The sequence below is a fragment of the Paenibacillus sp. FSL H7-0350 genome (assembly GCF_038593195.1).
In the GTDB taxonomy this organism is placed as follows: domain Bacteria; phylum Bacillota; class Bacilli; order Paenibacillales; family Paenibacillaceae; genus Paenibacillus_AQ.
Map to the genome: position 1 here is coordinate 7,441,117 of NZ_CP151972.1, position 26,744 is coordinate 7,467,860.

Consider the following 26,744-nt stretch of genomic DNA (forward strand, 5'->3'; position numbering starts at 1 on the left):
TCATGATTGAATTATTCCGTAATCCAGAGTGGAAGTCCATCGCCGTTAAAGTCATCGTGCTCCAAGTTTTGTTTGCGGTTTTCATGTTCTTTTTTATGAGTGATCAAGTCAACCATATCCATAAGGCTTTGGTTAATCAAAATGCCGCACTGATTGGATATGTGTTGAAGCAAGACCCACAGTTAGAGGATGGTATGATTCACTATATTACTCAGGGGGCGAAGGAGAATGAGATTGCAGCGGGAAAACAAACCTTAGCTCAATATGCCTACAAAGAAGATATGCCCATAGGTGATCAGCCTTTACTTTCAGGTACCGCTATACCTATGAAAACCTCAGCGCAAGTATTGCTGTTTGGCATCCCTGTGCTGCTGTTAATACTTTGGGAGTATCGTAACATTTTTGCTAAGATTCGAGCCATTTCCTTCGCAGCGGATCAAGTGGTGGAACGACATGTGGACGAGCCGCTCCCGGATAACATTGAAGGTGACTTTGGCACCTTAGGCCGTAGTTTCAATGCGATGGCTGAAAGGCTGCATAACAGTCTTAATCAGCTTCAACATGAAAAAACATTTCTTCGTAATTTGCTCTCAGATATATCGCATCAGCTCAAAACACCGCTGGCATCCCTCATCGTTTTTAATGAGAATATGCTGAATGATCCCCATATGAATCTGGACATGAGATCGAAATTTCTAGAGCGGAGCACGAAGCAGCTTGAGCGAATGGAATGGCTGATTATCAGTTTGCTGAAGCTGGCACGGGTCGAAGCCGGAGCAATCATGTTCCGCAAGGAAGACATTCGAGTGAAATCAATCATGGTTCATGCCGTACAATCGTTGCGAATGTTAGCCGATCAAAGGATGCAGCAAATTGATATTCATGGTAATGAAGAGATGTCCGTTCGGGCGGATGAAGAATGGCTGGGAGAAGCCTTTATCAATTTGATTAAAAATGCACTGGAACACTCTCCGCTTGGAGGCGAAATTTCGATTACATTAGAAGACAGCTCATTGTTCCGGACAGTTATCATTCAAGATCGGGGGGAAGGCATAGCCCCAGAAGATTTGCCTCATATTTTCGAACGCTTTTATAGAGGGAAAAGTACGGCAAAACCTCAAAGTATTGGCATTGGCCTGCCGTTAGCCAAGTCCATTATAGAAGAGCAAGGCGGTATGATTACCGTTTCCAGTCAGCTAGGGATAGGAACGGAATTCAGAATTTCGTTTAATAAAGGAGATAAGTGAAGGGGAAGCTTACAATAATGTAAGCTTCCCCTTCACTTTATTGTAAGCTTCGAGATTTATAATAACCAATATACAATGTGAAGCATTAGCTTGAGGAGGCGGCAATAAGATGGAAATACTAAAGACTATAGATTTATGCAAAATCTACGGAAATGCAGAAGCGAGAGTTGAAGCTTTGAAAAATATTAATTTTTCTGTTCAACAAGGGGAATTTGTCGCTATTGTAGGGGTTAGCGGATCAGGGAAAAGCACCTTGATGCACCAGTTAGGTGGTGTGGATCGTCCGTCCAGCGGACAGGTCATCATCGATGGTACGGATCTCTATACCAAGAGTGAAGAGGAACTCGCTGTATTCCGAAGACGGAAAATAGGATTTATTTTTCAATCCTATAATTTGATCCCGGTCCTATCTACGGAGGAGAATATCAAGTTACCATTGCTGCTGGAGAATAAAAAGGTAGATGAGAAATATGTTCAGGAATTAATGGGATTACTAGGGCTTACTGACCGGAAGCATCATCTTCCCTCTGAATTGTCAGGCGGGCAACAGCAACGGACGGCGATTGGCCGTGCGTTAATCAATAAACCGTCCATTATTTTAGCAGATGAGCCTACAGGAAATCTGGATAGTAAAAGCAGTAAGGAAATCATGGACCTGCTTACATTCTCCGTTAAAAAATATCATCAAACCTTGATTATGATTACACATGATTTAAATATTGCTAAAATGGCAGATCGAATCGTAAGAATCGAAGACGGGGTCCTTCAACAGCCAAATGAGGTGAGCCGTATTGAATAGTTACACTGGACTTACCGGGAAATATTTAAAGGGGCAGAAAAAAAGATCCTTACTTACGATCTTTGGTATTATTTTGTCGGTTACGCTCCTAACATCCATTGGAACCATTGGAATGAGCTATAGAGACAAGTTAATCAGACAAACCGTGCAAGATTTCGGGGATTACCATGTCTCGATTAATGATATTAAGGGAGAAGCTGTTCCGAAAATCAAAAATAATTCATCCGTAGAGAGTACAGGTATAGTTAGCAGAGAAGGATATGCTGTTATTAAAGAGACTGAAGAGAAGGTGAAGCAGGAAGATCCATACGCTGCACCTTACCGGTATTTGAATGTTAAAGGATATGATGCGGAGGCAATGAAGATGCTTCAAGTTCAGCTGGATTCAGGCAGATTGCCGGAGAACAAGGCTGAAATTATCCTGTCCTCCTCAAGTCTGAATTACTTTCCTGCGCAGCCAAAGCTGGGCGACAAGGTTAAATTAGAGCTTGGGCTCCGAAAAGTGAAGTCAACGGGTGAAGTGAAAAAAATAAACGGACTTGGCGATTTTGGCTGGGATCTTGACGAACTTTTTCAGGGGCAATTTCAACGGGAATATACTGTAGTCGGCTTCTTGAAATCAACGAGGTCAAGTACATGGAGCTCGAGGTATATCTTTCCTGCCATTACATTCCAAGATTATAAACACATCGAGAATCAAAAAAAGTATTTTATGTATGTCAAGATGAAATCTATGAACGGCATCCAGGAGAAAACAGAAGCTATGATGTCCTCTTTACAGCTGGGTCAGGTCGATTATGATGCCGCTAAGCAGCTGGATAAAGATAACTTCTTTAAGAATGTGCGGATCGAATACAATAATGAATTGCTTAGATTATATGGTAAAAGCATTTATCAAGGCGTGAATACCAGCTTAATTCTGGCATTTGCTGCTGTCATTGTGATTATTATGATCTGCACCATTGCCGTGATTTATAATACGTTCAATATCTCTATATTGGAACGGATATCACAATTCGGCATGCTGAGATGTATTGGTGCTACACCCGCTCAAATTCGCAAAATTGTCTTGCAAGAAGCTGCTCTGCTCAGCTTGATCGGCATACCCGTCGGAATTCTCACAGGCACCCTGTTTATGAGGGTATTGTTTTATAATATCAGCTTGTTAGCATTAGGTTTCTTGAATGATATGAGAATGGTCATTTCCGTACCGATTCTAGTCGCTGCGGGTCTATTAGGCTTGCTGAGCGTATTTCTGTCCGCTATTGGACCAGCCAAACAAGCAGCTCGCGTATCTCCTTTAGAAGCGCTACAGAATTCGGGGAGCACAAGGATCGATCGGATCACAACGGTCAAGAAGTCCCTGTTCGTTACAAATTTGTTTGGTATCGTAGGGCAATTCGCCAGCAGGAACTTGCGCCGAAACAAGAAACGTTTCCGGATTACAGCCTTTTCCATGATTGTCAGCATCATTATTTTTATTGTCTTTAGCGGTTTGGTGAATTTCATACAGCAAGCAACACGAGTCTCAGGCGCTGAGTATTCGTACTCACTTTCCTATGAGGGTCCTTCAAAGCGGATAGATGATAAAGTGTATCAGCACATTGCTAAGGTGGAGGCTGTTCAACAAGCTTACAAATTTTACAATAGTCAAGTGACGGCTATTATCCCTAAGGACAAGATTAACCCGAAATATTATGAATTAAATAAAGAACGATACGTTGTTGCTGAAGGGGACGGGTATAGAACAGACAATAATTTCCTTATGTCCTTTGGGGATAATGGATTAGACGCTATGCGCTCCAAGCTGATCTCAGGGGCGATCGACAAGGAGACAATGAACCAGGAGAACGGCGTTATCGTTCAACAAAAAATAAGCATGACCACACAAAAAGGCCAGGAGCTGATTATCGACCAAACCCAATTTAAAGTGGGGGATCATATTAATATCCGCACTGTTGAGGGAGGCCATCACAAATATCAAACAGTAACCGTGGCTGGAATCGTGGACGAAGATTTGTTATCAAATGGATATACCGAGAGTCACGTTGTTACATTCTTCACAACGTCTAAAGTATATTCCAAGATTACAGGTAACGATGCATATTCAAGAATGTTTATTCTTGCTGATCCTGATCAACCGAATCAAGCCATTACGGATTATCTTAAAGCATTAGTTGAAAAAGACGCGGGATTTAACTACCAGGATCGGGTAGCGGAGCTCACTGAGGCCAAAAACGACGCAGTGACTTTCAGCATCATCCTTTACGGTTTTATCGGTGTCATAGTGTTAATTGCATTCTTGAACATTGTAAATACCGTGAGTACGAATCTTATTCTTCGCACGAAAGAGTTTGCTGTCCTTAAGGCCATTGGCATGACCCAAAAAGAAGTCAGGAAAATGATTGTTCTAGAAAGTATATTTTACGGTTTGTTTGCCTCCGTTGTTGGAATCACCTTAGGTACGGCTCTTAGCTACAGCATTCAAATGCTCTTCGCGGGTGCTGTGAGTACAGCTTGGACGATCCCGTGGTACAGTATCGGTATTGCTTTTGCAGGTGCTATACTGACAACGCTTCTCGCAACGATTTGGCCAATGTATCAGTTAAATAAAGTGAATATCGTGGAGGCCCTCCGGAGAGAGAATTAGAGGAAGGTGCCTTGCTTGGCATATCTGCCCGGGGATACTCCAGCTACCTTGGTGAAGCTGCGGATGAAATTAGCGTAATCGCTGAAGCCGGATTGATAGCAGGCCTCGGTAAGGCTAAGCCCGTCGCGGAGGTAAGCCTTGGCTAACGAAATCCGACGGTCCAGTATGTAGGAACGCAGCGTCAGGCCTGTGTGTTGTTTGAACTGGCGGCTGATATAGGTGCTGTTCAAATGAAAGATACCGCTAAGCTGCTCAAGCGTGATGGCCTGCCCCAGATGGGCATCAATATACTCCATCGTCCTGCGCACCAGCTCCGGCATGATATCCGCAGGAACGATGCTCGTTCTATGAAACACGGTGTTGGTCAGCACCAATATTTGAGCAAGCATGCTGTTGGCGAGGATATCTGCCCCATACGCATCCGATGAGAGGACCAGCTCCAGATCGCCGGTCAACCGGAGAATCTGCTGAAGCTCGGCTTCCTCCAGACGAACGATGTTGCCCTTCCCCTTCGGGCGGTAATCGAAGCACCAGGATAGAGGGGTAGCCGGAGTAGACAGGCGGTGCAGATAAGATTTTTGGAGATTGATCGTAATCCGTTCATATTCCGCTTCATCCTGGCTGAAGGAACGATGCATTTCTTCCGGATTCAGGACAAGCAGATCTCCGCGCTGCAGGTGGTAGCAGCTGTTCTCAATATAGAACTTGACGTTGCCGCGCAGAAATAAGTACAGCTCATACGCTTCATGGCGGTGATAGAAGGTTCCCATATTATAGGTGGTTGTCCTGTGCAGGTAGAGGTAATCTTTATGGATAGGGTCATAGCGAAGCTCAAAGGGCTCGTTCATGGGTAACCTCCGGATCATTTCGCGCAATAATAACAGCGGAACCCGCAATGATTCTTCTCTGGAATTACTTTAAAATGACATTATCCTAGCATGCAGGAATATGATTTGCAACCCTTTTATCGTATTACAACAGACTGGAGGACAGGATAGTGGAACTGATTATAACGGCAAGAAGCAAGACTCAGGAAGATTCTGAATATACCGGATTAAACGGGCATGGACTACATGCCTCTGTAGAGATAACAGGCGGGACAGGCAGTGCACAGCATCCCTTTCAGGCTCATGTACAGCTCACGAATCTGAACAGCACGCCCTGGTTAGGCGTCATTCACGTGGAACTGCCGTTCGCCAAGGCGGATCCGCGCTTTTTTCTTCCTGCGTTTATGTATGGCCGCAACCGGGGGGAAGCTCCGCAGAATGTTCCGAACGAATTCCCGAGATTAAGGGAGGGCCAACCCGCGCGTCCTTCATCTTCCTGGTGGATGGTGCGCAGCGACCGGCTGTCACACCCGGCAGCGCTTGTATATGACACCGGCAAAGTGTACGGATTATGCGCCAGCCCTTATTTTATATACAGGGCGGATGAGAAGATCCAGTGGAAGCCACGGCTAGAGGAAGAGTTCTTCCAGTACGGCGGCTTCACCTGCTCGCTTGCCAAGGGAACGGTCGGGTATACGCTGGGGTATGAGAATGCTCCGCTTTTGTTCATCAAATCGCGTCTCGTTAAGGAACGGGCACCGCTGGAGGAGAACTGCTTCGAACTGGCAGCTTCGGAATCTGTAGCGTTCACATTGGATCTGTATGATTACACGGCCGAGTCAGAGCTGGGCATCCATGCTGCGCTGGAAGAGATCTATTGCCGCTATCATCAGCCACCAAGATCCGGCAGTGATAGGCGGACCTCAGCGGCCGACCTGTCGAAGGCAATCTATCAATATGCGTGGCTGCCTGAGGACCGGAGCTATACCACTTTTGTCTATGAGGACAAGGAGACAGGCGGGTACCGGTACAACAAAATCATTTCCACCAGCTGGACAAACGGACTGACTGTAGCCACTCCTATGCTGATGGCTGCGTTGCGGCTGGGAGATGAGCCTATGCGCAGACAGGCGCTCTCCTGCATTGAGAATATCATCAGGAACTCCCTGAACCCGGCTTCCGGTCTCCCTTACGAGGCCTATCAGGACGGGAAATGGAGCATTCACGGCTGGTGGTTTGACGGGATGCGTACGCCGGGACATTCCGCCTATCTGTGCGGACAGGCCTTATTCTATATTATGAAGGCCTATGAATACGAGAAACGGCTCAACCATGTCATCCACGAGGACTGGGTGGACTTCGTGCGTAAGATTCTCCCTGTACTGGAGAGAAGCCGGAATTCGGATGATGAATACCCTACGATTCTCTCCGAGAGAACCGGCGCCGGGCTTGAATACGATTCCTTCAGCGGAACCTGGATCATGGCTGCCATAGCCTACTATAGCTGTCTTACCGGAAACCGGTCGCATCTGGACAGCCTGAAGCGCAGTGAGCGGCATTATTATGAGACCTATGTGAGACGGCTGGAGTGTTATGGAGCACCGCTTGATGCGGATAAAGCGGTAGACTCTGAAGGGATTCTGGCGTATATCAGGGCGGTCCGGTATCTGCATGCCCTCACCGGGGATGAGCTGTATCTTGATCATATGAGAGATGCCCTTGCTTATGAGTTCACCTTCAAATTCGCCTATAATTCACCGGTTAAGGTGCCGCCGCTCAGTACATTGGGCTGGTCCAGCTCCGGAGGGAGTGTGACCTCAGTCGCCAATCCGCATATTCATCCCATGTCGAGCAGCGTGGTAGATGAGCTGTATTATTATGTGAAGCAGCGTGAAGATCCGTATGTGAAACATCGGCTGCTGGATACCGTGGGCTGGGGCTGTCAGACCTACAACAGATATGACCGGGAGTTCGGTCACGGCTTGACGGGTTGGATGTCCGAGCGCTTTTGTCATTCCGAGGGACTGGTAACAGAGACTTACAGTGACGGTTCTCCGGCAAGCACCTGGTTCTGCCTGATGCCCTGGGCCAGCAGCAGTATTATTGAAGGTCTGGTTGGCGATTACTGGGAGGCGGACAGCGAGTAGCGCTGTTAATTCTCAAGGTTGATATTTTGTCCAAAAATAAGGGGCTGTCCCAAAAGTGACAGCCCCTTTTATTGTGGGAACGAAAAACAGCATACATTTTTCTGATGCGCAGGTAATATCATCGAGGGGAACAACGTTCTGGTGCGGAGCGTCCCCCTCTCCCAAGTGCTCACGCTGAATCCCCTCTAGCATAAAGAGCTATCCCAAGCAGCCGTTTCATGGCTTCTAAGACAGTTCCAATTAAGCTATCGTAAATTTCATACCAGCCGTCTGCACTGCATTTCCTTGAATTTCAGTGAAAGCATCTTCTACGAATACCGGAATTTCAAGTGCTGATATCAACTTAGTCCAGAACTTAACAGCTTTTACATTCGATTTGAACATCCCTACCTCGTACCGGCCCGAATACAGTTTGAAGATTTGCATGACAGCATCTTTGGCTATATTCGTGCCTCTGTATTTGGGCAATACAAATAGCTCCTGCACTGAATAGTCCACTTCCTTTGCAACAAAAGGAGGGGAGGTAACCAGAATAAAGCCAACGATTTTTTCTTTAAACGTGATGAAGTAAGGATATAACCGTTCGTCCCTATAATATGGCGAGATATCTTCCATTTCGAATGTACCTTCTGCTCCAATATCCTCCTGTGAGTAAGCAGAAAGCTCATAGAGATAATAATTAAATAAGTTTTCAAATTGTTCTTTGTTTGTATCTGTTATTTGCTGAATTGTCGCCTTCATCTTATTATCCCCCATATATTATTTTCTTTTCAGTGCCCTCTGTTTGATGGAGACCTATGCTGCCCTAACGATACAGTATCACACATTACGTCGAACGTAAGGTGAAAAGACAGCTATAATTAACGTTACCTTTTTCAAAAGAATGCCCGGGCACTCAGGACAGCATACTGGCCCGGTATCTGCCCGGGGACATGCCGGCCACCTTGGTGAAGCTGCGGATGAAGTTGGCGTAGTCGCTGAAGCCGGACAGCTCGCAGGCGGCCGCGACGCTCTTGCCGGAGGTAAGGTGGCTCATGGCCAGAGAGACGCGCTTGCCCACAATATAGGAGCGGACGGTAAGTCCCGTGTGCTCTTTGAACAGCTGGCTTATATATTTGCCGCTGTAATGAAATTCCTGCTCCAGCTGAGCGGAGTAGATCGGTTCGAGCAGATGTTCCTCAATGTAAGCCATCGTCTGGCGGACCAGCTCCGGCATGAGATTATGCGGCAGGGCGGCAGAAGACTGCTGCAGAGTGTTGATGAACACAAGCAGCCGGGTGGCATAGGAATCGGCCAGCAGATCCTGTCCGTACTCCTCGGAGTGAAGGCTACGGATCAATTGGTCCGCCAGTCTGGAATAGAAGGCGCACTGGTTGCGGGAGAGCCGTATCAGTGTGTTCAGCCCGGAGGGAAAGGCGTTGAAGCAGGCCAGCAGGTTCGTACGGCTGCTGGATAGCCGCCGCAGGGCGGATCTTCTCAGGTTCAGCCCGATCCGTTCATAGGTCTGATTGTCGGCACAGACACAGCGGTGCATCTCACCGGGACGGATCAGCAGCAGATCGCCGGGGGAGAGCTTGTAGCAGGACTGTTCTACATACATATAGGTATTGCCTCTCAGGAACAGGTAGATTTCGTAGGCATCGTGCCGGTGGTAAGGCTGAGCCGGGCTGAGCTGCTCTGTGGTGGTTGATTTGTGGAAGCAAACCATTTCTTCGGTGATCGGGGTGAACTCATACTGGGCAAGTTGTTCCATGGCATCCATTCCTTTAATTGGATATATAAGGAGTATTGGTATCCGCGCAATATAGTATCGCTGATATGCAACGACGATATATCAACTATTTAATATAATACAGGAATAGGAAGCGCTTGCAAGTGTTGCAAGGATAAAGGACAAGCCTGTACAGGGTACAGCTGCCGCTTCGATTAGACAGGAGGTGCGACCAGAGGCAGGATTCGGCAGAAATGTTGTGCGGAAATCATATAAAAAGGAGATGAAGCAATGAAATCAACGTTTAAAAAATCATTATGTACCTTGCTGGCAACGGTTACTATGTTGTCAATGCTGGTGGTGCCGCCGCCGCCCAAAGTTTCAGCAGCCAGCGATGTGACGGTCAATCTGTCCGCCCAGAAGCAGGTGATCCGCGGATTCGGGGGCATCAACCATCCGGTCTGGATCGGCGATCTGACGGCCGCGCAGCGGGAGACCGCCTTCGGTAACGGAGCGAACCAGCTGGGATTATCCATTCTGAGAATCTCTGTGGACGATAACAAGAATAACTGGTCTAAGGAGCTGGATACGGCCAAGGCGGCCGTTGCCAAGGGAGCCATCGTCTTCGCTTCCCCCTGGAATCCTCCTGCAAGTATGACGGAGACCTTCAACCACAATGGGAATACCTCAGCCAAGCGTCTCAAATATAACCAGTACGGCGCATACGCCCAGCATCTGAATGACTTCGTGACCTATATGAAGAATAACGGGGTTAACCTGTATGCGATCTCGATACAGAATGAACCGGACTATGCCGAGACCTGGACCTGGTGGACACCTGCCGAAGTCCTGAACTTTATGAAGAATTATGCCGGTTCGATCAATTGCCGGGTTATTGCTCCCGAGTCCTTCCAATATCTGAAGAATATGTCCGACCCGATTCTGAATGATTCCCAGGCGCTGGCCAATATGGACATTCTGGGGGCGCATTTGTATGGAACACAGGTGAACAACTTTGCCTATCCGCTCTTCAAGCAGAAGGGTGCAGGCAAAGAGCTGTGGATGACCGAGGTCTATTACCCTAACAGCAATAACAACTCGGCCAACCTGTGGCCGGAAGCACTGGAAGTAGCCTATCATATGCACAATGCACTGGTGGAAGGGGATTTCCAGGCTTATGTATGGTGGTATATCCGCCGTCAATACAGCCCGATGAATGAGGACGGCAGTATCAGCAAGCGCGGGGACAGCATGGCCCAGTTCTCCAAGTTCGTCCGCCCGGGTTATGTAAGAGTGGACGCGACCAAGAATCCGAATACCAATGTCTATGTCTCGGCTTACAAGGGCAGTAACAAGGCAGTTATTGTCGCTATTAATAAAAGTACTTCGGCGGTCAGCCAGCGGTTCGTCCTGCAGAACGGCACAGCCTCCAGCTTTGCTTCGTGGATTACCGACGCCAACCGGAAGGTGGCTGCCGGCTCTAGCGTTAATGTGTCGAACGGCGCTTTCACCGCCCAACTGCCTGCGCTTAGTGTAACTACCTTCGTAGCCACACTCGGAAGCAGCAAAAGCTCGGTAACGGATGCAATCTATGACATTGAAGTAGATCCTGCCTTGGCTGATGAAGTTTTTGCCGAGTAGAATACAGTCGCAGCATTTATGACTTAACCAGCAGATAGACCCAGCATCCCGGCCTGTAAACCGCAGCTTGCATAGTGCGTTTACGGGCCGGGATTTTTTTGGAAAATAAGGAGGGGTATCATGTTCAAAGTGTTGCTGGTAGACGATGAGGTGTATGTTCGTAAAGGGCTGCTGGAAATCATTCCTTGGGAAGCGTTGAAATTCAGCGTTGTGGGAGAGGCCAATAATGGCGCTGAAGCGCTGGAGATGATTGAACAACTGGAGCCTGACCTCGTGATTACGGATATCCGTATGCCCACTCTGGATGGGCTGGATCTGATCCGCAGTGTGTATACACAGGCCGGACTGCCTATGATATTCATCATAATCAGCGGCTTCAACGATTTCAATTATGCGCAGCAGGCCATGCGCTATGGGGTTCGCGACTACATCCTCAAGCCCATAGACGAAGAGGAGATGACTGCTGCGCTCCGGAAGCTGTCGTATGCCATGGGCCGGAAGCGGATTGCCGCGCTGACCAATGATGACTTAACGACAAGTGCAATTATGGAAGCACTGGTGCAAGAGAACCTCCAGCCGGAGGAAGCCGAACCTTATGCAGCAGCCTTGGGGCTGGAGGGGAAACACGGATTTCTCTACACGGTGACCGAGCTTCATATGGACCCGCAGGAGAGGCCGGCTACCCTGAAGCAATTCCAGGAGGTGCTGAATTCTATTGAAGCGGGAGGAGCCGGCATTCCCGTCCTTGAGCAGCAGCCGGGGGTGTTCGGAATGCTGCTCTGTCTGGACCGGATCGAAGGCGGCGGACTTGCGCTTCATCTGAAGCGGCTGCGCACAACTCTGATAGAACGGCTACATACAGAGCTGAGCCTGTATGCGGGTGATCCGGTGGACATGCTGGCCCATGTCCACCGCTCTTATTCAGAGGCTAATGAAGCAGGCAGGCACAAATATGCCGAGAATACTGGAGTCATTACATATGCGCAGATTAGGGAGAAAGCACTGTACGTGTTTGATATGAGTCCGGTACTGGCAAACAAGCTGATCCTGGAGCTGGAGGAGGGCAACATGACAGACTATCAGCAGACGGTGAACAACATATTCACCTTATTCCAGGAACAGCGCTTCACCCCGCAAGCCGTGACCGGCTCGCTCGCCCGGTGTATGACGGGCATTCTTGGCGTGATTACAGCGATGGACGGCAACGAGGCGGAAATCCTCCGGCTTAAGGGGCTGGCAGAACAGGGCCATGGGCAGTGGAGCCTGCTCATGCTGCAGGAGTATTTCCTGCAGGCCATACAAGAAGCGGCGGAATATATGGTGCGGCTCCGCAGAGAGAATAGCCTGGGGGGAATCAAGCCGATCAAGCAATACATAGACACTCATTACCACGAGAATATCAGCCTTAAGAGTATAGCGGCCATGTTTTATATGAATGCCGTTTATTTGGGACGGCTATTTCGCAAGACCTATGGCGTCTATTTCAATGAATATCTCCTGGAGCTTAGAGTGCAGGAAGCTAAGAAGCTGCTGCGGCAGAGCGATCTGAGAATGTACGAGATTGCAGGCAGGGTCGGTTTTCAGAATGCTGATTATTTCGTGACCCAATTTGAAAAGCTGGAGCAGCTAACGCCGTCGGAATATCGGAATCTGCTGATCGGCAAAGAATAGCGGGGTGGTCCTATGAAGAGGTTCCTGAATTATTTGAAGCTGCGCGATAAGCTGCTGCTGATGTATGTGCTGTCGGTCTTTTTTCCTATCGTGCTGACGAATATCGTGTTCTATAATGTGACCACTTCTAATATACGAAATCAAAAAATCCGTGATGCAGATATGGCGCTGAGTAATCTGAAAAACGACCTGCGTGTGACGATTGATCAGGGGGTCGGCCTTTCGTATTCGCTGTATACCGATGCCATCTTCAACAAAACCATTACCCGCAAATTTGCCAGCCAAAAGGAATATGTGGACACCTTCAATTCTTATCTGAGGGGCGCGCTGGCCGATCAGAATATGCAGGGGGTCCGCTGGTATCAGGTGTATACGGATAATCCCACCATCTTAGCCTCCGGCTATATGGAACGGTTAACCGGCGAAATCCGAAAGTCCGGCTGGTATACCCGGTCCCTGGCCTCCTCTGCTTCCTATCCAACCTTTGTCTATGCGGACCAGAAGTTCAGCCTGGTTCAGCGATTGAATAATTACAATTCCGGCGGCTTCGAGCAGCTTGTCAAGATCGACCTGAATATGGAGCAGATACACCAGATCTTTTTTGGAAACGGATTCGACGGCAAGGTCTATCTGGTGGACCCTCAGGGCAGAGTGCAGTTCGGGAATGTGACGGCCAATCTTACGAAGGATATTTACTTTCATGAGATCAGCTTTCCCGATAGCTCGCTTATCTTTGATGAAGCGTACAGTGGCATTAATTATCTGGAGGGCTGGACACTGAAGGGCGTGATGGACGAGGAAAGCGTGCTGAAGGAGGTCCGTGAGTCGCGGGCTTTTCTCATCTGGCTGGCCTGCATCAACTTTGTATTGCCTACGATTATCATAGCTGTCATATCAAGGTCCATTCACGTGCGGCTGGTGCGGATTCTGAGACATATGAAGAAGGTGAAGGCCCAGAACTTCCAGACGATTCCCCCTGAAGACGCCAGAGATGAGATCGGGCAGCTCACCGCCGAATTCAACCGGATGACCGAAACGATCCACAGTCTGATTAATGAGGTCTATGTTGCAGATATTCAGAAGAAAAATCTGGAGCTGAAGCAGCAGCAGGCCCAGCTTCATGCCCTGCACAGCCAGATCAATCCCCACTTTCTGTTCAATTCGCTGGAATCGGTCCGCATGCGCAGCATCATCAAGGGGGAGAAGGAGACCGCGAGGATCATTCAGCATATGGCCCAAATGTTCCGCAAATCCCTCTCCTGGAGCCATAACGATGTTACCGTCCGCGAGGAGCTGGAGCTGATTGAGAGCTTCCTTACGATCCAGCAATACCGCTTCGGCGAGAAGCTGGATTATAGCATCGTTGCTGATCCGGCGGCGCTTGGACAGCGAATTCCCAAGATGATTCTGCTGCCGTTTGTGGAGAATGCCAGTATCCATGGTATTGAATCAAGCCCGGATAAGGGGATTATCGTAATCTCAGTTACCGTGCAGGCGGACAAGCTAATCTTCAGCTTCGAGGATAACGGGATCGGCATGGCCCCGGACAAGCTGGAGGAACTGATTCGGTATCTGGAGGATAGCGATGATATCGGTGAGCGTGTCGGGATGAAGAATGCGTACTGCCGCCTGAAGCTTTGTTACCCCGCAGGCTTTGCTTTTACAATGAATGCCCGCAGCGGTGAGGGGACATCGATTGAGATTATTCTTCCCTTACAAGAAGAGGGCTCGTCAGAAACGGGATTGGGTATGCTTTTCAAAGTATGAGGTATGGTTTGTTGGGTAATCAAGAAAGCGGTTACTTGTTATATTGAAAGAGCTTTCATTATTGAAGGAATTTAAGAATCGTAAGGGGGATTTAGTCGAAATGTTAAAAAGCAAGATTATGACCGCTAGTTTGGCACTCGTTATGGCGGCGGCTTTGGTAGGTTGTGGTAACGGAAACTCGTCTGACAGTGCGGCGAACAGCAAGGAGGATCAAGGAAAAGAAGATACCTCAGCGGTTACGTACAAGTATTTCAGCTTTGGCGGGCCGAAGAAGCAGGTCCTGGGCAGTGAAACTACGATCGGGAAAGAGCTGCAGACACAAACCGGCGTGGACTGGAACATAGAATATCTGGTAGGCGATGGCGATACGAAGGCTGGAGTTATGATTGCCAGTGGTGATTATCCTGACATTATTGATTCCAGTGGCCAAATGGCCAAGCTGATGGAAGCAGGAGCCTTCATTCCGCTGGATGATCTGATTGAGAAGTATGGACCCAACATCAAGCGTGTCTATGGCCCTTATTTTGATAAATTCAGACAGAAGGACGGTAAACTTTACTTCTTCCCTTATGGTGCCAATATCGGCTACCTGTCCGAGCCTAATTTCCAGACGGGATTCTATCTTCAGCGCTCAGTATTGAAGGAATTCAATTACCCAAAAATCACCACTCTGGATGAATATTTCGACCTGATCAAGCAGTACAAGGAAAAGCACCCTCAGGTGGACGGCAAGGATACGATTGGTTTCGCTACCCTTGCGGGTGAGCAGGGCAGCTTCTATACCCTCCAGAATCCGGCTATGCACTTGGCAGGCTCTCCAAATGACGGCAGCTCCATCATAGACATGAAGACCCATGAAGCCAAGCTGGTCGCGGGCTCTGAATACCAGAAGCGGTGGATCGGGAAGCTGAATGAGGCCAATGCCGAAGGCCTGGTTGATCCGGAGTCCTTCACCATGAACAAAGACCAGTATTTGGCGAAGCTGACCTCCGGACGCGTACTCGGTTATTTCAGCTACTCCTGGCAGGTTGGGGATGCAACCAACAATCTGAAGAAAGCCGGCAATGATGATAAACGGTATGTATCATTGCCAATCGTGTTCGATAAAGGAACTAAGGATCAATATATTGACCCTCCCGGCTTTGTCAACAATTACGGGGTAGGCATTACCGTCAAAGCCAAAGATCCGGTCCGCATTATCAAGTACTTCGATAACCTGCTGAAAGAAGAAAATCAGATTCTGGTCCAGTGGGGCATCAAAGACCAAAGCTATGCAGTTGATGAGAACGGCCGCTTCACGTATGCCAACGATGAACAACGGCAAATGCACGAAGATCCTGAAAAGAGTATGAAATTCGGGTTCGACTACTTCAATTACAGCTGGCCTCGTTACGGAAACAGCTCCATTCTGCAGGACGGCAACGCCTATGGTCCCGGCAGTCAGCCGGAGGTGGCAACCTTCAGCTACACGGAGGGTGACAAGAAGCTCCTTGCTGCATACGGTGTGAAGACCTTCAGTGGGCTGTTCAGCAATCCGGATGAGCGTTCATGGTTCCCGGCGTGGTCCATCGCCCTTGAGCAGGGGTCACCTGAGCAGATGTTCATCACCAAAGCGGATGATCTCCAGCGGAACCATCTGCCTTCGATGATTCTGGACACACCGGCCAACTTCAACAAGAATTGGGACGACTACATGAATCAGTTAAACAAGCTGGACAAGAAGACGTACGAGAGTTTCATTACACAAAAGGTACAGGACCGCGTCGCAGGTAAATGGTGATCTAGAGATCATATAAGTTGTTAGAGGCCCGGGGTCGTAAGTGAGTTGTCACTTTCGACCTTAGGCTTTAAACACCAAGGAGCCGGAAGGGAGTAAGATTAAGTGGAGAAACCAGTGAGTTCTGTAACCCCAGCCCACAACAACAATGGGGTGGGCTTAAATAAAACCAGATTATTCTTCAACCGCCTTATCCAGCAGAGAACGCTGGCATTTATGTGTATACCATTCGTAATCTGGGCTTTTGTGTTTAAATACCTTCCCATTTGGGGTTGGACCATGGCTTTTCAGAACTATAAACCGGCCAGAAGCTTTTCCGAGCAGGAATGGGCGGGGTTGAAGCATTTTCGGATTCTGTTTGAAGATAGCACCTTCTACCGGGTACTGCGAAATACGCTGGTGATGAGCACCCTTCAACTGATACTGGGCTTCATAACCGCAATTACACTGGCCCTTTTACTGAATGAGCTTAAACATATTGTATTTAAACGTGTGGTTCAGACGGTTAGTTATTTGCCGCACTTTATCTCATGGGTTGTGGCGTCGAGTATAGTGCTGACCGTGTTATCTCCGGACGGAATCGTTAATCTGCTGCTGATGAAGCTGCATCTTCTGGACAAACCGGTGCTGTGGATGGGGAAAGGAAATTATTTCTGGGGGATTCTCGCGGGAGCCCAGGTATGGAAAGACGTAGGCTGGAACACGATTATCTATTTGGCGGCAATTACTTCAATTGATCCTTCCCAATATGAGGCGGCTGAAATCGACGGAGCGGGCCGCTTTCAGCGGATGCTCAATATTACGCTTCCCGGACTCAAGCCGGTGATCATTATCCTGCTGATTATGAACTTGGGTAATATTCTTGAATCCGGATTTGAGCCGCAATATTTGCTGGGGAACGGGATGAATTTGGAATACTCGGAGAACCTGGATATTTTCGTTCTGAAGTATGGTTTGGGAATGGGCAGCTTTTCCTTAGGGACCGCGGCAGGCATATTCAAAACCGTAGTCAGCTTTATCTTCCTTTTCTCCGCCAATCATATTGCCAAGAGAATGGGAGAAAGCAGATTATTCTAAAAGGAGGTTTATGTCATGCAAACAAGTAAAGCGTCCCGCTTACGGAACTCCAGTCTGGGGGACCGGGTATTTGATATCTGCAATGTAATCTTTATGATTTGTCTGATGGTTGTCACGATGTATCCCTTTGTTAATATGATTGCCGTGTCCTTCAATGATGCCAATGATGCCGTGAGAGGCGGTATTTATTTGTGGCCGCGCGAGTGGACCTTTAACAACTATAAATATATCTTCGGAGAATCGGAGATTTATCACGCGACCTTAATATCACTGCTGCGTACGGTGATTGGGACTGCAGTATCGGTCTTCTGCACGGCAATGCTGGCCTTCACCGTCAGCCGCCAGGAGTTTGTGCTACGCAAGTTTGTCACCCTATTCTTCGTAATTACCATGTATTTCAGCGGAGGCTTGATTCCAGGATATCTGCTAATCCGCAATCTGGGCATGACAGACTCCTTCTGGGTCTATATTGTTCCGGGGGTGATCGGCGTGTTCAACATGATCATTATCCGCTCCTTCATCGAAGGCCTTCCCGAAGGGATTCTGGAATCGGCCCGGATAGACGGTGCGGGAGAATTCACTACCTTTATCCGCGTTGTACTGCCGTTAACCATTCCCGCAATGGCAACCGTATCCTTGTTCGTTGCGGTGGGACAATGGAATTCATGGTTTGACGTCTTTCTGTACAACTCCTCCAATGTCAAATTAAGTACTCTGCAGTACGAATTAATGAAAATCCTGCAGACCACGAACACCTCTGCAACGGCAGGGGCGGTAGACGCCTATCAATCTGCTGAGAATGCTGTTAGGGTAACGCCTACTTCGCTGCGGGCAACGATGACGATCATAGCCAGTGTTCCAATCCTGGTGGTCTATCCGTTCCTGCAAAGATATTTCGTGCAGGGGATGACGGTTGGCGGGGTAAAGGGCTGACTGCAAAGGATCCAATACGTATGGCAGCGATTCTCTCGTCAATGGAGAATCGCTGCCTTTTTCTTCACTTGCTGATGGACGATGGGCGAAGTTCTCATATCGTTAAAAATTAAAGTGTTTTAGTGTTATTTTAAAATGAATCGTGCATCCTTCTTCTACAAATGTACAATCTGATTTGGTAGGATATTACCAGGCAAAACCAATGTAAGCGCATACAAGAGGAGGAATCTCTAGGATGAGCAAAAAGATCAGGAGAAAGGCACTCTCAGTTTCAATGGCTGGTGTGCTGCTGCTATCCGTCATTACCCCTATGCCATTCTCTAACCCGCTTCAAGCTGCTCCGGCTGCTGCCGTGCAGTCTGCTATTGCTCCGGCACAGGTAACCGCCGATTGGTACAAGAGCTATCAGACGATGGATGGTGTAGGAGCCGCCTATGCGTATACGGATTCCGTGCATATGCTGCAGCTCGCTTCTGCCGGCCATCAGGATACGGTCCGGCATCTGCTGGATCTGACCTTCAGTGAACAGAAGGGTACAGGCCACGACATTGTCCGGGTGATCATCGGTGACAACGGCGGCCTGACGACTTCCGGGGCTACTGCGGCAAGCCCAGGGTTCAACCCGCTCACCAGTCTCCTGGCTGATGTGAATAATCCCGGCTTTGACATTGAGGGGAATGCCATTCCCCTGCGTGGAACAGCAGGACAATACGGCTACAAGATCGAAGCGGAGAACCGCTATTACGACGGAAATACCGACAGCATTTGGCCGGTTGAACCGGAGCATGCTCCTGGAACGCTTGTACCTGTGCAAGACTTTGTATGGGATTATCCCTCCTGGAATCAGCCGATCGGCAATGACGACGGCGGCCCGACCAATCTCCTCAGTAAGCCCGGTGAACAGCCTGTAGTCATCAAGAATTCCCCGCGTACCCGCAAAGAGCTGTTCGATATCGATCAGGTCTGGACCATGCGCCAGGCACAGCAGTATGGTGTTAAGCAATTCTACGCCTGCACCTGGACTGTACCCTACTGGATGAGCCAATCCAACACCAATTCTCCCAGCAAAATTGTCCGCGGCGATATCGCCACGATTGGCGGAAAACCCGTCAAAATATATTATCAGGCATATGCAGATTATCTTGTCAATTATATCCGCGGCATGTGGGAGCAGTGGGGGATTCCGGTTACCCACATCAATCCCTTCAACGAAGTCGATCTGGCGGGCGGTTCAGCCGCTTACGTTACGGAACTGATTAACGGCTATATCGGTCCTGCCTTGAAAAAATCGATGCAGCCCGGCGGCGACCTCTATGATATTAAGAACCCGGAAGGCAAGCTCATTGACTTCATTCCCCAGCTTGCCGCAGTGGACGGCACCAATCTGGGCGCTTCCTTAAGCAGAGGCGGCGAGGTGTTCTCGCAGACCGACCCGGATAATGCGCTCGACAAGAATCCCTATCTCGATGTATTCACCACCCATCTCTACGGAACTGTTGGCATTGGTACGGATGAGAACAAGCTGTACCACACCGGAGATTTCTCCAAGAGTCCTCTGGATTACACCAAGGATGGAAGCAAGTATCCCGAATATCTGACCAAGTATAAGCTCTGGCAGGCAGAATTTATGAATCAGGACACCGGTGACGGATCGGCTGGGGCGTATACCCAGCGCTACGGCAATCAGAATATTAATGATGCTGTGCGCTGGTCCAATCTGATGACCAATATGTTCACCAGTAATCCGGGCTTCACCGGCTTTGTCTGGTGGAGCATGTGGGACAGCAACGGCGCAGACGGCTCTGACCTGATCCGCTTCGTGACGACCAACTCCCAGCAGGAGCCGGGACGGATCAGCACACTGACCGGTGAATACCGGTTGTTCAAGCGCTTTTACAGCTACGGGCATTTCTCCCGGTTCATGAATCCCGGCGATGTGCGCTTTGAGGTTACACGCGTACCGGCGCCTGATCTGAATGTGGTCGGCTTCAAGAATCCGGCTACGGGTGATTTCTCGATGACGGTATCCAACGCGAACAACGATGACAGTGTCCAGCCGCTGGAATTCAATCTGAAGGACTTCCCGGCAGGAACGGACAGTGTGACGGTGTTCCGCACCTCGGGAAGCGAGAACCAGAAGAAGCTGGGTACGATTCCGTTATCGGGCGGCAAGTTCGTTATTGACATTCCGTCCGCCAGCATCGTGACAATCGTTCCGTCCAAGGGAACCTTTGCCACCTATCAGGGACTGGACGGGGTACGCGATATCTTCTCCACGCTGGAAGCAGAGGGGAATGATAACCGTGTGCCCGGCGACAGTGCAGGCCAGGCGGGCCGGGCCAATGAGGCAGTGACGCTTGGGACAGGCGGAACCCTCGCGTACAACAATGTGAACTTTGCAGACGGCTCGGCGAACGGCGGTGTAGTCCGCAGACACTTGCTATACCTTACTGCCCAGACGAAGTCGGCCCAGGGAGGCAAGCTTGCCGCATACGTCCTTCCGGTGGGAACGGCTGTCGGCAGCAGGACCGATATTCAGTCCCAAGGTACGCGGGTCGCAGCGATTGTGGTACCGGCCAACGATAGCTACGGCAAATTCCAGGCTATGGTCGATACTGGTGATCTCAGTGCTTACGGGCATAAGGATCTCTATATTGTGGCTGAGCCCAATGGGGCCGAGGGTACGATTACCGTTGACCGCTTCCTGTTCGGCGCAGGCGATTCCGACTGGAGTGCGGCTGCCAATAACTCGGTTGTGACGATTCCAGGGAACCTGCTGCTGAATGGAGATTTCGATACAGCTACAGGCGTAAGTACCGATCACTGGTCGGCAGGCCGTTACAATAACGGCAGCTTCGAGCCTGCTGTCACTGGACCTGTACTCACAGCAGATACAGTGCAGAGCTACTCGGGACTCTCCCGTTATCTGAAGAACAGCTCTACCTCCAAGGTTGCAGGGTCCGGGAAGCTTGCGGGCCGCACAGCAGCTGCGGAGCAGTATGACGGCATCTGGCAGGATATGACCGGCAAGCTGAGCCAGGGAGAGAGCTATAACTTCAAGGGCTATTTCCTCTCGATGATGAGCCGCCCGGACAGTTATGATGTGGCTGCGGAGCATCCCGGGGATGTGGAAGCGGCGCTGGTGTATTACGACAAGGACGGAGTCCAGCTTGGAATGGACCCGGTTAATGGGCGCGATATGCCGGAACCCTACGCTGCCCGTGAAGCTGGCGATCCGGCTTACTGGCAGAACGGGAAACTGATTGGGCGTATTCTTGAGGGCGGCCCGCTTGGCCTCAGCTCCTTCCAGCCTGTGGATGTGAAGGTGGCGGACTGGCATGAGACGCCTAATCAACCATTCACGTATGAAGAACCCGCAGGTACAGCAAAGGTGGTACTGGCGGTGTATGCGAAGGATGCCAACATTCTGTATGCCGACCAAATGTCGCTTACTCCTGAGGCGGTTGTCTCCCGCAACCTCTTTATCGATGGCGTTCAGCCGTCTGATTTTGACGAAGGGAAATATGAATATAAATATACAGTAACCGGGAACGCCATTCCGAAGGTTACGGCGGTAACCAGCGAACCGGCTGAGCTTGTGAGCATCTCGCAGGCAGACAGTGCGCAAGGCACGGCAGTGGTCCGGTTTATCAAAGGCGAACAAGTGAAGACCTATAAAATCTTCTTCAGTACGAACGAGGTGGTTGATTTCTCGAATGGCCTTCCGGCAGGCTGGGAGGTGGTAAATCCGGCTGATCCGCAGACTGCACTCCGCTATAGTGCGGATGGTGCAGAGATTCAGACTTTGAAGAGCGATACGGACTATCCGGGCAGCCATAATATGCTGCAGCTTCCAGGCTCCGCTGAAGGGAACTGGACGCTGACGGCGAAGCTTACCGTTGACAAACCGCTGAATGATCCGTCGATGGGCGAGAACTCCCAGGTTGGGCTTGGCATCAGCGGCAGTTCAAGCGGAGAATTTTACCGGATCAATGCAAGGAAGGTCAGCAGCAATATCAAAGTAAATAATTCAGGCAAAAGCGGCACCCAGTCCTTCACCAACAATACGAATCAGACCAATCTGAGCGGGACTACCTATTACTTGCGGATTGTAAAAGAAGGCAATGTGGTGCAAGGCTATTTCTCGACCAACAGCGGCTCTTCCTGGACCACGATGGGCAGTCCGTCCACGTATACTCCGGAATTCTTCAAGGCTGCCAAGGTACAATTGTATGGAACCAATACCAGCGCTGTAACGGACTTCAAAGTCATCTTCTCGGGGGTTACCCTGGTAAAGACCCTGGGAGAGACGGGGGAAATTACTGCAGATCAGCAGGCGGTAGAGGAAGCGGCGACCTTGATTGGCACCCGGATTACCGTTCCTAATGCAGTAGAGGGTGAAGATAACGCTAAGCTGATGGCCAAAGCACAGGCTGTTCTGGATGGGAATGAAGCGCTGAAGCAACTGGGAGTGAAGACCGTTATTACCCTCCAGGGAGGCGGATTTACGCTGACTGTTATTAAGGGAAGTGTCAGTGTAAAGGTTAGCCCGTTCACTATTACAGCAGGGATGAAGGCGGTAAGAGATTTCGAGGATGGGACCGTGCAAGGCTTCCAGCCAAAGGGAAGTGCTGGCGTGAAGCTGGAGGTGACCAAAGAAGCTAACCATACAGCGGGCGGCGCATATGCTCTGAAGGTCACAGGCCGTGCCGCCAACCCGGACGGACCTTCGGTCCCGGTCAAGGATGCTGTCACCGTTGGTAACGAGTACAAGGCAACAGTCTGGGTGAAGCTGATCAGCCCGGCAAGCGCACAGCTCAAGCTGACGGCACAGGTCAATGCGCCAACGCCGTACTATGTCAGTCTGGCTACACAGACGCTTAGTGCAGGCGGAGACTGGGTGAAGCTGGAAGGCACCTACCGTTATCTGCAAGATGATGTCACTTTATATGTGGAGAGCCCGAACAGTATGGTTGCGTCTTACTATATTGATGATTTCAGCTTCACAGACACAGGGCTGGAGAGCATTCTTCCACTCCAGGAGGTGTATAAGAACGACTTCCTGCTCGGCAATATACCCGGCACTAATGATCTTAATCCGGGCAACGGACAGAATGCGTTCTTCAATTATCACTTCAATGCCGTGACCTTCGAGAACGAGATGAAGCCGGATGCGCTGCAGAAGATCAAAGGCACTTTTACCTTCAGCAAATCAGACGATATGGTTGCCAAATCCCGGGCGATGGGAGCGGAGGTCCATGGGCATGTGCTGGTATGGCATAGCCAGACTCCGGCGTGGTTCACGCAGCAGGTAGATGCCTCAGGCAATGCCGTGAAGGATGGGGCGGGGAATCCGGTCTATCTTAGCCGCAGTGAAGCACTGGCAAATATGAGAACCCATATCCGTACTGTCATGGAGCATTACAAGGATTCGGTGATCTCCTGGGATGTGGTCAATGAGGCGATGCAGGATGGTCCTCCCGCCGTAACGGACTGGAAGGATGCGCTGCGTAAGTCACCTTGGTACTATTCTGTCGGCCCTGACTTTGTAGAGCAGGCATTCCTTGCCGCCAGGGAAGTGCTGAATGACAATCCGGCGTGGAATATCAAGCTGTATTACAATGACTTCAATGATGATTTCCCGGAAAAGCGGGATGCCATCTATGACATGGTCAAAGAGATCAATGACCGTTATGCGCTGGCCCATCCCGGCAAACTGCTGGTTGACGGCATCGGGCTGCAGTCCCACTACGATATGAGAACCAAGCCTGCCAATGTGGAAGCGGCGATTGAGAAATATGCTTCGCTGGGCGTGGAGCTCTCCATCAGCGAGCTGGATGTGCTGGCAGGCATGAATTATTCCCTCTCAGCAGAGTGGGCAGAGAAGCAGGCGAGCCTGTATGCCCAATTGTTCCAGATCTACAAGAAGCATGCGGATGTTATTGCGCGTGTCACCCTTTGGGGATATGCGGACAGCGCGAGCTGGAGAGCGGGCCAGAATCCGTTACCGTTCATCAGTTCGCTGGCACCGAAGCCGGCATATTATGCCATCCTTGATCCTGAGAAGTATCTGGCCGGTCATCCGCTCTATGTGACTCCAGAGACTAAGAGCTCTACGGCGCTGTATGGTACCCCTGAGATTGATGGAAGCATAGACGGCCTCTGGGCGAATGCGCCGGAGATCCAGATTGATAATCATCTTATGGCGACAGCGGAGACCACAGGAACCGCCCGGACGCTATGGGATGAAGAGAATCTCTATGTACTGTTCCAGGTCAAAGATACGCAGTTAAGCAAAGCCAGCACGGATAAGACGAAGCAGGACTCCGTGGAAGCTTATGTGGACGAAGACCGTATGAACGCCTGGCCGTACCGCGAGGATGACGGGCAATACCGGGTCAATTATGCCGGTGAGCAGTCCTTCAAGTTCCTCAGTAATTCGACACCGGCGGTCTCACCGGGATTTGCATCGGCGGCGGTAACCGAAGGAACGGCTTATACGGTGGAGATGAAAATTCCGTTCCGCACGCTGAAGCCGGAGAACGGGACACAGATCCGGTTCGATGCACAGGTGAACAACGCAACCGGGTCCAGCCTGATCGGCGTAGCCACCTGGAATGATCTGCTGGGCCGGGCTGCAAAATCAACAGAGGTGTTCGGCAGCCTTACTCTCAGCGGCAAGGGAGACGCAGTACCGCCCGTGTGGGCTGAGGGAAGCAAGCTTGCAGCTACCGATATTACGCGTACAGGGGTTACCTTATCGTGGCCGGCTGCAATGGATAATGTGGGCGTTACCGGCTACCGCATCTACAACGGGATCGATGCTGAGCCGGTGCTTGTAACCGGCAATGAACCGGTGGAGACCGTAACCGGAGCCGTATATCGTTATGAGGTAGCCGGACTGCTGCCGAACACGCCGTATACCTTCAAGGTAGAGGCAGGCGATGCTGCGGGGAACTGGAGTAAGGACGGACCGTCCGTTATAGTGACCACCCTTCCGGGTCAAGACGTCACGCCGCCGGTCTGGGCGGAAGGAAGTACGCTTGCTGCTTCCGGTATCACGAGTAACGGGTTGACGCTGACCTGGTCGGCTACGGCCACTGATGACAGCGGCATCTACGGGTACCGGATTACGAACGGAACCGGAGATAAACCGATTACGGTTACAGATGCTGTGTATACGGAGACCGTAACGGGTGCTGTATACAGTCATCAAGTAACGGGACTACAGCCGGGTAAGCCGTATACGTTCAAAGTGGAAGCAGGAGACACGGGCGGCAATTGGAGCGAGAGCGGGCCTTCTGTGTCAGCCACCACGCTGCCTGCTACGGACACCACACCTCCGGTCTGGATGGAGGGAAGCAAGCTTGAAGCTTCACGGATCACTGCATCCGCTCTGACACTAACGTGGACGCGGGCTGCTGACGACAAGGGAGTGACAGGCTACAAAGTCTATAGGGGAGCAGAGGAAATCGCTGCGTTGTCTGGAACAGAGCAGCGGTACGAGGTAACCGGGCTTGCTGCGGGAACAGAGTATCATTTCTCGGTGCAGGCCGGGGATGAAGCCGGGAACTGGAGCAAGAATGGTCCTGCCCTCTCTGTAACTACGCTAAAAGACAGCGGCGGTCCGTCTGAGCCAACACCAACACCGACACCGACACCAACACCGAAACCGACACCGACGCCGACGCCAATATCTACACCAGCGCAGACATCGATGCCGTCATCTGCACCAACGCCTACCCCTGTGCCTGGAACAGTAGTGTCGCCAGCGCCGTCACCAGGCTTGACTTCAGCACCGACACCAGCGCCTGTCAGCCCATTCCGGGATGTGCAGGCCAAGTATAGCTGGGCTTCGGAGGCGATTGAAACGCTATACGGGCTGGGTATAGTCACTGGAACCTCTGGTACGACCTTTAATCCAGGGGAAAACATCACGAGAGCGGATTTCGTGCTGATGCTGGTGAGAGCTCTGGGACTTGAAGCGGAGGCAGATTCCAGCTTCACAGATGTCAGTCAGGGAGCCTATTATTATGAAGCATTGGGCATTGCCAAGAAGCTCGGAATCATCCAGGGAGTAGACGGAAGCAGTTTCAATCCGAAGGGAGAAATCACCAGACAGGATATGATGGTGATCGCTGCCAGAGCACTGAAGGCGGTGAACAAATTAACCGTTAGCGGCAGTGCCGGAGATTTAAGCGGCTATACGGACAGCAATAAGGTAGCGAAGTATGCCGTAAATAGTGTAGCCGCTCTGGTCAGAGAAGGCATCGTGCGGGGAGACGGCACATCCGTTCATCCCGCCGCAGCCACCACCCGGGCGGAAGCCGCCGTCATGATTTTCCGCATACTGAAGAAGTAACTCGGAGAAGCACAACCCCGCAGGTAAAAGCATAGAATTACATCAAATACCCCTTACGGCCGCGAGCGTCCACCCATCGGAAGATGGGCCGGATGCTGGCTGGCCGGAGGGTATTTTTGTTGGATAAAGTACACT

Annotated in this window: 14 protein-coding genes; 11 read left to right on the top strand and 3 right to left on the bottom strand. The window is 50.3% G+C overall.

All coding sequences use genetic code 11. From position 1 onward, the window contains the following. Nucleotides 1-2 precede the first annotated feature (2 nt). From NYE24_RS33185 to NYE24_RS33195, 3 genes are all read left to right on the top strand, one after another. On the top strand, nucleotides 3-1,247 hold the full coding sequence (locus tag NYE24_RS33185) for a HAMP domain-containing sensor histidine kinase (protein WP_036695217.1): 1,245 nt from the start codon (nucleotides 3-5) through the stop codon (nucleotides 1,245-1,247). A 109-nt stretch (nucleotides 1,248-1,356) separates the two neighbouring features. Next, nucleotides 1,357-2,046, top strand: a complete 690-nt coding sequence (locus NYE24_RS33190) for an ABC transporter ATP-binding protein (protein WP_036695216.1) — start codon at nucleotides 1,357-1,359, stop codon at nucleotides 2,044-2,046. Next, nucleotides 2,039-4,696, top strand: a complete 2,658-nt coding sequence (locus NYE24_RS33195) for an FtsX-like permease family protein (protein WP_342477684.1) — start codon at nucleotides 2,039-2,041, stop codon at nucleotides 4,694-4,696. Before NYE24_RS33190 ends, NYE24_RS33195 begins: the two co-directional genes overlap by 8 nt. Here the strand turns inward: NYE24_RS33195 and NYE24_RS33200 are convergent. Next, on the bottom strand, nucleotides 4,693-5,544 hold the full coding sequence (locus NYE24_RS33200) for an AraC family transcriptional regulator (RefSeq protein WP_076157282.1): 852 nt from the start codon (nucleotides 5,542-5,544) through the stop codon (nucleotides 4,693-4,695). The two genes, NYE24_RS33195 and NYE24_RS33200, sit on opposite strands and share 4 nt — an antisense overlap. 149 nt (nucleotides 5,545-5,693) lie before the next feature. Here NYE24_RS33200 and NYE24_RS33205 point away from each other — a divergent pair, with 149 nt between their 5' ends. After that, the gene (locus NYE24_RS33205) at nucleotides 5,694-7,670 is read left to right on the top strand and encodes a hypothetical protein (RefSeq protein ID WP_342477685.1); all 1,977 of its coding nucleotides are present in this window, start codon (nucleotides 5,694-5,696) and stop codon (nucleotides 7,668-7,670) included. Between the two features lie 240 nt (nucleotides 7,671-7,910). Here the strand turns inward: NYE24_RS33205 and NYE24_RS33210 are convergent, their stop codons facing one another. Together NYE24_RS33210 and NYE24_RS33215 are read right to left on the bottom strand one after the other, a co-directional pair. Then, nucleotides 7,911-8,411, bottom strand: coding sequence for a GNAT family N-acetyltransferase (locus NYE24_RS33210; protein WP_342477686.1), 501 nt, complete (start codon nucleotides 8,409-8,411; stop codon nucleotides 7,911-7,913). Nucleotides 8,412-8,565: 154 nt separating this feature from the next. After that, entirely contained in the window at nucleotides 8,566-9,423 is an 858-nt protein-coding gene (locus tag NYE24_RS33215) for an AraC family transcriptional regulator (protein ID WP_076157276.1), read from the bottom strand. A 249-nt stretch (nucleotides 9,424-9,672) separates the two neighbouring features. On the opposite strand from NYE24_RS33215, the gene NYE24_RS33220 reads away from it, so the two are divergent. From NYE24_RS33220 to NYE24_RS33250, 7 genes are all read left to right on the top strand, one after another. Then, entirely contained in the window at nucleotides 9,673-11,022 is a 1,350-nt protein-coding gene (locus tag NYE24_RS33220; protein ID WP_342477687.1) for a glucuronoxylanase, read from the top strand. Between the two features lie 120 nt (nucleotides 11,023-11,142). Then, nucleotides 11,143-12,693: a response regulator gene (locus NYE24_RS33225; RefSeq protein WP_342477688.1), complete on the top strand. Its 1,551-nt coding sequence runs from the start codon at nucleotides 11,143-11,145 to the stop codon at nucleotides 12,691-12,693. Nucleotides 12,694-12,705: 12 nt separating this feature from the next. Next, nucleotides 12,706-14,460, top strand: coding sequence for a sensor histidine kinase (locus NYE24_RS33230; RefSeq protein ID WP_036695209.1), 1,755 nt, complete (start codon nucleotides 12,706-12,708; stop codon nucleotides 14,458-14,460). 100 nt (nucleotides 14,461-14,560) lie between these two features. After that, entirely contained in the window at nucleotides 14,561-16,240 is a 1,680-nt protein-coding gene (locus tag NYE24_RS33235; protein WP_036695208.1) for an ABC transporter substrate-binding protein, read from the top strand. Nucleotides 16,241-16,390: 150 nt separating this feature from the next. Then, nucleotides 16,391-17,314: an ABC transporter permease subunit gene (locus NYE24_RS33240; protein WP_342479340.1), complete on the top strand. Its 924-nt coding sequence runs from the start codon at nucleotides 16,391-16,393 to the stop codon at nucleotides 17,312-17,314. A gap of 15 nt (nucleotides 17,315-17,329) precedes the next feature. After that, nucleotides 17,330-18,247: a carbohydrate ABC transporter permease gene (locus tag NYE24_RS33245; RefSeq protein WP_036695206.1), complete on the top strand. Its 918-nt coding sequence runs from the start codon at nucleotides 17,330-17,332 to the stop codon at nucleotides 18,245-18,247. A 235-nt stretch (nucleotides 18,248-18,482) separates the two neighbouring features. Beyond that, entirely contained in the window at nucleotides 18,483-26,609 is an 8,127-nt protein-coding gene (locus tag NYE24_RS33250; protein WP_342477689.1) for an endo-1,4-beta-xylanase, read from the top strand. Nucleotides 26,610-26,744 lie beyond the last annotated feature (135 nt).

What these genes read in the sequence shown, in the direction of transcription:
- NYE24_RS33185 (WP_036695217.1), top strand. Translation starts at nt 3, where the DNA reads ATGATTGAATTATTCCGTAATCCAGAGTGGAAGTCCATCGCCGTTAAA.
- NYE24_RS33190 (WP_036695216.1), top strand. Translation starts at nt 1,357, where the DNA reads ATGGAAATACTAAAGACTATAGATTTATGCAAAATCTACGGAAATGCA.
- NYE24_RS33200 (WP_076157282.1), bottom strand. Translation starts at nt 5,544, where the DNA reads ATGAACGAGCCCTTTGAGCTTCGCTATGACCCTATCCATAAAGATTAC.
- NYE24_RS33210 (WP_342477686.1), bottom strand. Translation starts at nt 8,411, where the DNA reads ATGAAGGCGACAATTCAGCAAATAACAGATACAAACAAAGAACAATTT.
- NYE24_RS33215 (WP_076157276.1), bottom strand. Translation starts at nt 9,423, where the DNA reads ATGGAACAACTTGCCCAGTATGAGTTCACCCCGATCACCGAAGAAATG.
- NYE24_RS33220 (WP_342477687.1), top strand. Translation starts at nt 9,673, where the DNA reads ATGAAATCAACGTTTAAAAAATCATTATGTACCTTGCTGGCAACGGTT.
- NYE24_RS33225 (WP_342477688.1), top strand. Translation starts at nt 11,143, where the DNA reads ATGTTCAAAGTGTTGCTGGTAGACGATGAGGTGTATGTTCGTAAAGGG.
- NYE24_RS33230 (WP_036695209.1), top strand. Translation starts at nt 12,706, where the DNA reads ATGAAGAGGTTCCTGAATTATTTGAAGCTGCGCGATAAGCTGCTGCTG.
- NYE24_RS33235 (WP_036695208.1), top strand. Translation starts at nt 14,561, where the DNA reads ATGTTAAAAAGCAAGATTATGACCGCTAGTTTGGCACTCGTTATGGCG.
- NYE24_RS33245 (WP_036695206.1), top strand. Translation starts at nt 17,330, where the DNA reads ATGCAAACAAGTAAAGCGTCCCGCTTACGGAACTCCAGTCTGGGGGAC.
- NYE24_RS33250 (WP_342477689.1), top strand. Translation starts at nt 18,483, where the DNA reads ATGAGCAAAAAGATCAGGAGAAAGGCACTCTCAGTTTCAATGGCTGGT.